Origin of the sequence: Streptomyces sp. NPDC059851, from assembly GCF_042732005.1 — a bacterium.
Lineage (GTDB): Bacteria > Actinomycetota > Actinomycetes > Streptomycetales > Streptomycetaceae > Streptomyces.
Window position 1 is genome coordinate 1 of sequence record NZ_JBHWJJ010000213.1, and the last position, 9023, is coordinate 9023.

The 9023-nt window shown below is 73.5% G+C and carries 11 protein-coding genes; 3 read left to right on the forward strand and 8 right to left on the reverse strand.

Annotated features, from left to right (window positions below; translation table 11 throughout):
* Window positions 1–4: 4 nt before the first annotated feature.
* From ACFV7Q_RS37160 to ACFV7Q_RS37190, 7 genes are all read right to left on the reverse strand, one after another.
* Window positions 5–1120, reverse strand: coding sequence for a 2-aminoethylphosphonate ABC transporter substrate-binding protein (locus ACFV7Q_RS37160; protein WP_385435367.1), 1116 nt, complete (start codon window positions 1118–1120; stop codon window positions 5–7).
* Between the two features lie 80 nt (window positions 1121–1200).
* The gene (locus ACFV7Q_RS37165) at window positions 1201–2001 is read right to left on the reverse strand and encodes an ABC transporter permease (protein ID WP_385435368.1); all 801 of its coding nucleotides are present in this window, start codon (window positions 1999–2001) and stop codon (window positions 1201–1203) included.
* Window positions 1988–2890 (reverse strand): 2-aminoethylphosphonate ABC transporter permease subunit, encoded by a 903-nt coding sequence (locus ACFV7Q_RS37170; RefSeq protein ID WP_385435369.1) that lies wholly within the window; start codon window positions 2888–2890, stop codon window positions 1988–1990. Before ACFV7Q_RS37170 ends, ACFV7Q_RS37165 begins: the two co-directional genes overlap by 14 nt.
* Window positions 2883–3938 carry an ABC transporter ATP-binding protein gene (locus tag ACFV7Q_RS37175; protein ID WP_385435376.1) on the reverse strand — a complete coding sequence of 352 codons (1056 nt, stop codon included), beginning with the start codon at window positions 3936–3938 and terminating at the stop codon, window positions 2883–2885. Before ACFV7Q_RS37175 ends, ACFV7Q_RS37170 begins: the two co-directional genes overlap by 8 nt.
* Entirely contained in the window at window positions 3932–4636 is a 705-nt protein-coding gene (locus ACFV7Q_RS37180) for a phosphonatase-like hydrolase (RefSeq protein WP_385435377.1), read from the reverse strand. Before ACFV7Q_RS37180 ends, ACFV7Q_RS37175 begins: the two co-directional genes overlap by 7 nt.
* Before the next feature lie 5 nt (window positions 4637–4641).
* Window positions 4642–5766, reverse strand: coding sequence for a TIGR03364 family FAD-dependent oxidoreductase (locus ACFV7Q_RS37185; protein WP_385435370.1), 1125 nt, complete (start codon window positions 5764–5766; stop codon window positions 4642–4644).
* 148 nt (window positions 5767–5914) lie between these two features.
* Complete coding sequence (locus ACFV7Q_RS37190; protein WP_385435371.1) at window positions 5915–6682, reverse strand: GntR family transcriptional regulator; 768 nt, start codon at window positions 6680–6682, stop codon at window positions 5915–5917.
* 276 nt (window positions 6683–6958) lie between these two features.
* On the opposite strand from ACFV7Q_RS37190, the gene ACFV7Q_RS37195 reads away from it, so the two are divergent.
* The 3 genes from ACFV7Q_RS37195 (at window position 6959) to ACFV7Q_RS37205 (ending at window position 8508) form a co-directional block, all read left to right on the forward strand.
* Window positions 6959–7501: a DUF4383 domain-containing protein gene (locus ACFV7Q_RS37195; RefSeq protein WP_385435372.1), complete on the forward strand. Its 543-nt coding sequence runs from the start codon at window positions 6959–6961 to the stop codon at window positions 7499–7501.
* Window positions 7502–7788: 287 nt separating this feature from the next.
* Window positions 7789–8094 carry a hypothetical protein gene (locus ACFV7Q_RS37200; RefSeq protein ID WP_385435373.1) on the forward strand — a complete coding sequence of 102 codons (306 nt, stop codon included), beginning with the start codon at window positions 7789–7791 and terminating at the stop codon, window positions 8092–8094.
* Between the two features lie 45 nt (window positions 8095–8139).
* On the forward strand, window positions 8140–8508 hold the full coding sequence (locus ACFV7Q_RS37205) for a hypothetical protein (protein WP_385435374.1): 369 nt from the start codon (window positions 8140–8142) through the stop codon (window positions 8506–8508).
* Window positions 8509–8541: 33 nt separating this feature from the next.
* Here the strand turns inward: ACFV7Q_RS37205 and ACFV7Q_RS37210 are convergent, their stop codons facing one another.
* A complete protein-coding gene (locus ACFV7Q_RS37210; RefSeq protein WP_385435375.1) occupies window positions 8542–8880 on the reverse strand; it encodes a UBP-type zinc finger domain-containing protein in 339 nt (112 codons plus the stop codon).
* Window positions 8881–9023: the final 143 nt, after the last annotated feature.

A 9023-nucleotide genomic window follows, 5' to 3' on the forward strand; every position in this document is an offset into this window, starting at 1 on the left:
GCGTTCAGCTCTTGGTGGCGGACTTCCACGCGTCCAGGTACGCCGTGAGGTTCCGGTCGATGTCGGCCCAGTCCGGTTCGAACACCTCGACACCGGTCATGAGCCGGGTCAGCTCGACGGCGTTGGCGTCCGTCGGCTTGACGTCGGTCCGCGCCGGGAAGCCGCCGCCGACCTCGCTGACCAGCCTCTGGGCTTCCTCGCCGAGCATGAAGTCCAACAGCTTTCTGCCGTTCTCGCCGTGCGGGGCCCTGTCCACCAGCCCGGCGGCGTAGGGGAGGGCGAAGGTGGTGGGCTTGCCGCCCTCGCGCGCCGGGAACCAGATGCCGAGGTTCGGCATGGACTTCGACTGCGCGAAGTTCATCTGGACGTCGCCGTTGGCGACGAGCAGCTCCCCCTTGTCGGTTTTGGGCGCGAGCTTGCTGGTGGAGGAGGACGGTCCCACGTTGTTGGCCTGGAGCCTGCCGAGGAACTCCATCGCAGGCTCCTTGCCGCCGAAGTCGTGCATGGCCTTGATGACGACGGCCGTGCCGTCGCCGGCGACCCCGGGCGTGGAGTACTGGAGCCTGCCCTTGTACTTGCCGTCCAGCAGCTCCTCCCACGTCCTGGGGGCCTGCGGTAGCTCCTTCTTGTTGTGGATGAAGCCGAAGTAGTTGTTCACGACGGAGGTCCACGTGCCGTCGGGGGACTTGTCCGCCCCGTGCACCTTCTCGGAGCCGGCCGGCCGGTAGGCCTGGAGCAGGCCCTTGCCGTCGGCCTGCTGGATGAACGGCGGCAGGGTGACCAGTACGTCGGCCTGGGTGTTGGTCTTCTCTCGCGCGGCCCGCTGGACCATTTCGCCCGACCCGCCCTCGACGTACTTGACCTCGATGCCCGTCTTCTTGGTGAACTCGGCGAAGACCCTGTCGTACCAGCCGTCGCCCTTCTCGCCCTTGAGGCCGTCGGCGCTGTAGACGGTGACGACCTTCTCGCTGCTCCCGGTGCCGCCTGCGGCGGAGGAGCCGCCACAGGCGGTGAGGGCCGCGGTGAGGACGAGGCAGCCGGCGAGGGCCGCGGCGGGGCGGGCGGTGCCGTGGGCGGGGGCGGGGGCGGGTGCGGCGGGGGCGGGTGTGGGCTGGGACATGACTGGGGTGCTCCTCGGGACGAAGGGGTGCGCAGGAGTGGGAGTTGCGGGCTGCCGGGGCTGCTGGCTGTTGCGGGGACTCAGCGGTAGGAGGCCCGGGTGCGGATGCGGGACACGGCGAGCAGGACCAGCACGGTCGCGGCCATGAGGACCACGGCGAGGGCGGACCCGGCGAACAGCGAGCCGCGGTCGGTCGCCGTGAAGATCCGTACCGGCAGGGGCGTCCAGTCGGGTGGGTAGAGCATCATCGTGGCGCTCAACTCGCCCATCGACAGGGCGAAGCAGAGCCCCGCGGCCGCCGTGAGGGAGGGCAGCAGCAGGGGCAGCTTGACCCGCCACAGCACATAGGCGGGGCGGGCGCCGAGGGAGGCCGCCGCCTGCTCGTAGGCGGGGTCGAGGCGTACGATCGCGGCCGACACCGACTGGTGGGCGAACGCGGTGACGAGGACCGTGTGCGCCAGGATGACGATGCTCGGCGTACCGTTGAGCAGCAGCGGGGGCCGGCTGAACGCGACGAGCACGGCCAGGCCCACGACCACCGACGGCACCGCGACGGGCAGCATGAACAGCGCGTCCACGATCCGCTGGGCGGCCCGCCGGCGCAGGGCGGCGGCGGCGAGTGCCGCCCAGGTGCCGAGGGCGAGGGCGAGCACGCTGGCGGTGACGGCGGTGACGAGGCTGGTGGTCAGCGCCTGGAGGGACTCGCCGCGGACGGCGGCGGCGTAGTGTCCGGTGGTGGGGGAGGAGGGGAAGGCCCCGGACCACTGTCCGGCGAAGGAGGCCGCGGCCACCACGAGCAGGGGCAGGGCGAAGAGGGGCAGGAAGAGGACGAGGAAGAGGGCCCAGGCGGCCCACCGGCCCGCTCGGCTATGCACCAGCACGCTTGCTCACCACCCGGTAGAGGCCGAACAGGCCGACGGAGATCGCGACGTTGACGACGGCCACCACGCAGGCGGCCGGGTAGTCCGACTCGAGGATGGCCTTGCCGTAGACGAGCATCGGGAGCGTGGTGACGCCCTTGGCGCCGGTAAAGAGCACGATCCCGAACTCGTTCAGGCCCATCACGAGGACGAGGCCGCCGCCGGCCGCCAGCGCCGGGAGGGCCTCCGGGAGGACCACCCGCCGGACGATCCGGGCGGGTCGGGCGCCCAGGCTGGACGCCACCTCCATCTGCACGGTGTCGAGCTGTGAGAAGGCGGCGAGCAGGGGACGCATCACGAAGGGCGTGAAGTACGTGATCTCGGCGAGCAGGACGCCCCAGGGCGTCGCGAGGAACCGGAACGGTCCCCCGGCGGCGCCGGTGAGGTCGGTCCACAGGCCGTTGGCCATGCCGACGGTCCCGTAGACGAAGAGCAGGGCGAGGGTGACGAGGAAGGAGGGGAAGGAGAGGAAGACATCGATGAACCTGGCCAGGGCCCTGGCCCCGGGGAAGGGGACGAAGGCGATGACCAGCGCGAGCGCGAAGCCGAGGAGGAGGGAGCCGGCGGTCGCCCCGAGCGCGAGCCAGACGGTGGTGCCGAGGGCCTCGTGGAAGGCGGCGGAGGTGAAGACGTCGGCGTACGCGCCGAAGACTCCGTCGCCGCCCTCGGGGGTGAGGGACTGCTGCACGACGAGGGCGAGCGGATAGAGGAAGGCCACCCCGAGCACGCTCACCGGTACCAGCGCCCACAGCCACGCGGGCACCCGCCGCCCCTCCCCGGCGGTGCCGGGTCCGACGGGGGCCCCGGCGGTAAGGCGGGCGGGGGCGGGTGCTTCGGACAGCTCAGTCATCACCCACCTCCGCCGACAGCAGGACCGCGTCGCGCGGTTCGAAGTGGAGCGTGACCTCCGTGCCGGGGCCCGGCACCTGCCGCAGCTCCGGCACGTCCGCTTTGACCCGGTGCCCGCCGACGTCGACGTACAGGCGGTGCGTCGAGCCGCGCCACTGCACCTCCGCCACCTTTCCGCGCAGCGCGTTCGGCCCGTCGCCCAGGCCCAGTAGGTGCGGCCGCACGCACAGCGTCGCGCGCGCCCCTGGCGCGGCCGGCCCCGTGTCCACGGCGAGTGCCAGGCCCTCCAGGACGACGCCGCCCCGGCCCACCGTGACCGGCAGGAGGTTCGCGTTGCCGACGAACGAGGCCGTGAACCGCGTCCGCGGCGTGCGGTACAGCTCCTGCGGGGTTCCGCAGTCCTGCAGCCGGGCCCGGTCCATGACGGCGATCCGGTCGGCCAGGGTCAGCGCCTCCACCTGGTCGTGGGTGACGTACAGGAGGGAGACGTCGGGCAGCTCGCGGTGCAGGCGGGCCAGTTCGGCCAGCATCCCGGAGCGCAGCTGCGCGTCGAGCGCCGACAGCGGCTCGTCCAGCAGCAGCACGTCGGGCCGGATCGCGAGCGCCCGGGCGATGGCCACGCGCTGCTGCTGCCCGCCGGACAGCTCGCGCGGGTAGCGCTGCGCGTACCCGCCCATCCCCGTCATCTCCAGGGCCTCGGCCACGCGCGCCGGAATCCCGGACTTCGGCACGGACTTGCGGGCTCTGAGGCCGAAGGCCACGTTCTCGGCGACCCGCATGTGCGGGAAGAGGGCGTACTGCTGCACCACCATGCCGACGCCGCGCCGGTGGGGCGGCAGCCGGGTGACGTCGCGGCCGCCGATCAGGACCCGGCCCGAGGCCGGCCGGACGAAGCCGGCGACCGCGCGCAGTGCCGTGGTCTTACCGGATCCGGAGGGTCCGAGCAAGGCCATGACCTCGCCCGGCTCGACGGCCAGGTCGAGGGAGTCCAGGACGGTCTGACCACCGTATGCGACCGAGACGGATTCGAAACGGATGCCGCTCACCAGGACCGCTCCAGCAGCTCGGGAAGCTCCTCGACCGAAGCGAGGACGTGCGTGGCACCGGCCGCCGTGAGCCGGGCGCGGTCGTGCGCGCCGGTCAGGACGCCGGCCACGGTCCCCGCCCCGGCCCGGACCCCGCACAGCACGTCGTACGCGGTGTCGCCGACGACGGCCACGCGGCGTACGTCGTCCACGGCGCCGGTCCGTAGGACGGCGGTCAGGACCATGTCCGGGTACGGGCGGCCCCGGCCGCCGGCGTCGGCGGGGCAGAGGGTGAGGTCGGCCAGGCCCCGCCAGCCGAGTGCGTCGAGGATGGCGTCCTGGGTGACGCGGGCGAAACCCGTCGTGAGGACGACGGTCCGGCCGGCGGCGCGCATCGCCTCGATGGCTTCGCGGGCGCCGGGCAGCGGCCCGACGAGCCCGCCGTCGACCAGTTCGGCGTACGCCGCCTCGAAGGCGGAATTGGCGCGCCGAGCCGCCTCCTCGGTGCCGAAGAGGTGGCGGAAGACGGAGATCTTCGACTCGCCCATGGTGTCGCGGACGTACTGGAGTCGCTCGGCACGGCCGCCGGATCCGGGCTCGACACCCAGGTGTTCGGTGGCCCGCTCGAAGGCGCGCTCGACGAGGCCGCCGTCGGCAACGGTCGTGCCGGCCATGTCCAGCACGACCAGCTTGGTGGTGCCGTGGTTGTTGTCCTTGCCCATGCGGCTCACCAGCCCAGTTCGTTCGCGGTCGTTTCGGCGATGGCCGGCGAGCAGGTCATGCCGCGCCCGCCGGGCCCGGTGACGAGCCAGATGCCTTCGCGCAGCTGCTGCCGGTGGACGACCCGGCCCGGATCGGTGCACTGCGCGTACACGCCCGCCCAGCGGCGCCGGATCTTCGGCAGCGGACGGCCGAGCAGGGCCTGCACGACCTCGGTGAGGTGGTCGTAGGGGTCCTCCGGGGTGTCGAAGGCGAAGGGGTGCTCGTACTCGTGGGTGTCGCCGATGGTCAGGCCGCCGTCCCGGCGCTGCACCATGAGCAGCTGCATCCTGTGCGCGGCGGCGGTCTCGGTCTGCGGCTGCCCGGTGTTGAGGGCGTCAAGCGCGGGCGAGGCGTAGGCCGGGTAGTAGCGGAAGCTGTCCGCGTCGGCGACGGACGTGGTCAGCGGCTCGCCGAGCGGGTCGGTCTGCATCATCTGGAGGCGGACGCGGCGCACCGGCAGGTCGGGCCCGGCCAGTTCGCGGATGAGGCCGGACAGCCAGGCGCCGGTGGCGAGGACGACGCAGTCGCCGCTGTGCACCTCCCCGTGGTCATCGCGCACGGAGTGCCCGCCGACTGCCTCGCGCACCTCGCGGCCGGGGAGGAAGGTGTAGCGGCCGGAGGCGGCCAGGGCCTCGCGCAGGGCGAGCTGGGCGGTGCGCGGTTCCACGGCGGCGTCCCGCGCGCACCACAGGGCCGCTTCGAAGGCGCCGCGCAGGGCGGGGTTGATGCTGCGAGCCTCGGCGGCGCTCACCAGCCGGTGGCCGCGGGCTGCGGCGTCCGCCCGGCCGGCGGCCGCCTCGGCGACGGCGTACTCGTACCCGGTGCGCACCGGGGTCAGTGAGCCGTTGGCCCGGAAGCCCAGTCCCGGCACCTCCTTCCCGATCCGCTCCCACAGCTCACGGGCGCGCAGGGCCGTCTCCAGCTCCGCCCCGCCGGCCCGTCCGCTGACCCAGATCTGGCCGAAATTGCGCAGGGAAGCGCCCCGCGCCTCCGCCTCGCGCTCGATCTGGACGACCTCGTGGCCGCGTTCGACTGCTTGCCAGGCGTGCATGGTGCCGACCACGCCGCCTCCGACGACTATGACTCTCACGTCCGCCACGGTGGTCGCGGGGCGTGGCCCGCAAGGGGCCGCGCGGCTTCCGAAGGGTGAACAGCCCCCGACGTTTGGACCAGACCCGTTATCTTTCCGTGACCAACCCCCGCCTGATAGGTCCCGAACCGGCGGGGAACGGCGCCTGCTAGGGCCGCAGACGGGTCAGGTGGGTCGTGAAACTGAACCGGTCACCACGGTAGAGCGAACGCACGCGCTCCAGCGGGCGGCCGTCCTGGTCCCGCGAGAAGCGGTGGATCAGCAGCATGGGGAGGGCGGGTGGAGTCCCGATCAGCAGGGCCTCCCGCGGCGTGGCGAGTACCGTCTCCAACTTCTCGTCGGCGTCGCCGAAGGCGATCCCCAGCTGCTCCCGCAGGTACTGGTAGAAGGACGAGTCCGGCTGGAAATCGACGTCGAGGCGCGGCGCCCGGGCCACCCGGACGTAGGTGCTCTCCAGGCCCACCCGCTCGTCGTCGGCCAGCAGTACGCGCTCCAGGTGCCACACGGGCTCCCCGACCTCGGCGCCGACGGCCGCGACCAACTCGGCCGGACACGGGAAGCGTTCGAGTCCGATGAGGTTGCGTCCGGGCCGCCGCCCCTGCCGGCGCACCCCCTCCGTGTAGCTCGCCAGCGACAGCGGCTGCTCCAGTTTGGGCCCCGCCACCGCGGTGCCCCGGCCGGACCGGCGCAGCCTGCCCTCGAGCAGGAGCTCGCGCAGGGCCTGGCGCACGGTCTCGCGGGAGACCTCGTAGCGCTCGGCGAGATCGCGCTCGGTGGGCAGCAGCCCGCCCTCGCCCAACTCCGTGACCAGTTCGGAGATCCGGGCCTTGACGGCGTAGTACTTGGGGACGCGACCGTGCTCCGGGATGCCGGAGCGGACGGGCGAGCCGGGGCGGTGTCGGTTGGGTTCTTCCACGTCGGGGACTGTACGGCCTCCGGATGACGCGACCCGAAACCCGGAACCCGCCCTCCGGCCGCTCCCCGGACGGAGCCCGGCGGGGTCGCCGCCGGCGTGCGCCGTCCACCGGGCCGTACGCGCCCCGCCCGGCCGGTGACCTGACTGGCACGTGCTATCGGCAAGCCGTACGGGTCCCCGCAAATCGGTGCAGAAACACTGCGACTTTCCCGGCGGGAGGCCGTGGAGCAGCCTGGACTCCTCGGGGCCGGTATGCAGCCATCCGCGGGAGAACCCATGAGACTGCGTGACGAACTTCCAGTCGATCACCCCCTGAACAGGGTCTACAGGATCGGCGCCGCCCTGTGCGGCCTCTTGCTCCTCCTCTTCGGCTGCCTCGGCTTCGCCGACAGCCTCTCCTCCTTCGACACCGACGGGCAGCGGATCGCCGGCCTGTCCACGAACGGAATGCTCAGCACCATCTCGGTCGTCTTCGGACTGCTCCTGGTCATCGCCGCCCTGATCGGGGGAAACGTCGCCTCGTCCGTCAACATCGCGGTCGGCGTGCTGTTCGTGGGGAGCGGGTTCCTGCACCTGTTCCTCATCGGCCGCCCCGGCAACGTCCTCGACTTCGGCCTCTCCAACGTCGTCTTCAGCTTCCTCATGGGCCTGCTGATCATGACGTTCGGCATGTACGGACGCGTCAGCGGCGGTCTGCCGCACGACAACCCGTACTGGCGGCGCCGCCACCCCGACCGCGCCGCCCGCGAAACGGCGGGGCGCCCCCGGGTCGGGCCCGGCCCGGCGGCCGCTCGGCCCGCCCAGCTGCCGAGGAGGTGACGTGCCCGGCGAAGGCGTCAGGGTGCTGGTGGTCGGCGCCACCGGCGAAGTCGGCACCCTGGCCGTTCGGGGACTGCGCAGCAGGCACTGCCGGCCCGCCCTGGCCGGACGCGATCACCGGCGCCTTGCGGACCTGGCCGGCGCCACCAGCAGCCCGGCCCGCAGCATCGACGCCTACGACCTGCAAGGCCGCTCCGATCTGGCTCGCTGGGCGGCCGGAGCCGTCGGCGGCTTGGACGGCGTCCTGGTGACCGTCGGCGTCGCCGGCTTTCGGCCCCGCCGCCCACGTGTCGAACGCCACCGCCGAGCACCTGCTGACCGTGAACGCCCTCTGCCCGACGGCCGTCCTGCGGGGCGCCGTCCCCGTCGTCGGCGACGGCGACTTCCTCGCCGTGGGGACCGGGTCGATCGTCGCGGCCCCCCTGACCGGTACGGCCGACTACGCGGCGTCGAAAGCCGCGCTCGCCTGCTGGCCGGGCGTCCTGGCCCCGCGAGGTCCCCCGCCCCTGCGCCGGGCCGCAGATCCTGCCGCTGCGGTAACGGCGCTGCTCGACCCCGCGAGATCCGCGACGCCGCTGCTGGCAAGGCCTTGACCTCTGGCGCCCGCTCTCGCGGCGCCGCCGGTGCTGGTGGCGTGCATGCCGCAGGAGCAGCACACCCTGCCGTTGGAGGCGCTGGTGGCAGGACTGGTCGAACGGGGACTGCCGACGCGCATGCTCGGCGCGTCCGTGCCCGCGGAGGCGCTGCACGCGGCCGTGCGACGCTCGGGCCCGGCCGTCGTGGTGCTGTGGTCGCACTGCCGATCCACCGCGGACGCCGCCCTGGCCGGACGCGTCGCGGAGACCGGCTTCGGTCCGAGGGGAGCCCGTACGGCGCCCCTCGTCCTCCTCGCGGGGCCCGGCTGGCCGGCGCACCGCACGCCACCGCCCGCGGTGCGTCCCTCGGGACTGCGCGAGGCCCTGTACGCGATCTCCCGCCTGTACCGGCACTCCGCCACGCGGCCCTGAGCAGGTAGGGCGGCAGCGCCCGAACGACCGCGCTCAGCGGGCCGGGGAGGCCAGGACGAGGTACAGGCCGTCCGGATAGCACCAGGCCCACTGCGCCCGACGGCCGTAGGACTGCGCGATGGGGTGCGAGGACGCCTCGGCGTGGGCGTGCGCGTGCCGCCCCGGCGAGCTGTCGCAGCAGCCGACGTGGCCGCACGCGAGGCAGCGCAGGAGGCTGATGTGCGGGGCGCCGGCCGGGCAGTCCTCGCACCCATTGCGCGCGTGGCGGACGGGGCGGAGGACCGCCTGGCCGAGGTGGGCGCAGACGGCCTCCTCCACCCGTCCCCCGTCAGGGGCTGGGGTCCAGATCGCTGTTTCCGGCTCCTGTCTCATGGCGTCTCCTGCCGCCGTGCCTCCACTTCCCTATCCGTCCGGGCCCGGCCCGCGGATGCGCTTGCCGGTGCCGTCCGCCCCGATGCCGGAAGCCGTGGCGCCGCCCCCCGCCCGCCCCGCGGGCGCGCCCGCGGGGGGGCCCG

What these genes read in the sequence shown, in the direction of transcription:
- ACFV7Q_RS37160 (WP_385435367.1), bottom strand. Translation starts at nt 1,120, where the DNA reads ATGTCCCAGCCCACACCCGCCCCCGCCGCACCCGCCCCCGCCCCCGCC.
- ACFV7Q_RS37170 (WP_385435369.1), bottom strand. Translation starts at nt 2,890, where the DNA reads ATGACTGAGCTGTCCGAAGCACCCGCCCCCGCCCGCCTTACCGCCGGG.
- ACFV7Q_RS37180 (WP_385435377.1), bottom strand. Translation starts at nt 4,636, where the DNA reads ATGGGCAAGGACAACAACCACGGCACCACCAAGCTGGTCGTGCTGGAC.
- ACFV7Q_RS37195 (WP_385435372.1), top strand. Translation starts at nt 6,959, where the DNA reads ATGAGACTGCGTGACGAACTTCCAGTCGATCACCCCCTGAACAGGGTC.
- ACFV7Q_RS37205 (WP_385435374.1), top strand. Translation starts at nt 8,140, where the DNA reads ATGCCGCAGGAGCAGCACACCCTGCCGTTGGAGGCGCTGGTGGCAGGA.
- ACFV7Q_RS37210 (WP_385435375.1), bottom strand. Translation starts at nt 8,880, where the DNA reads ATGAGACAGGAGCCGGAAACAGCGATCTGGACCCCAGCCCCTGACGGG.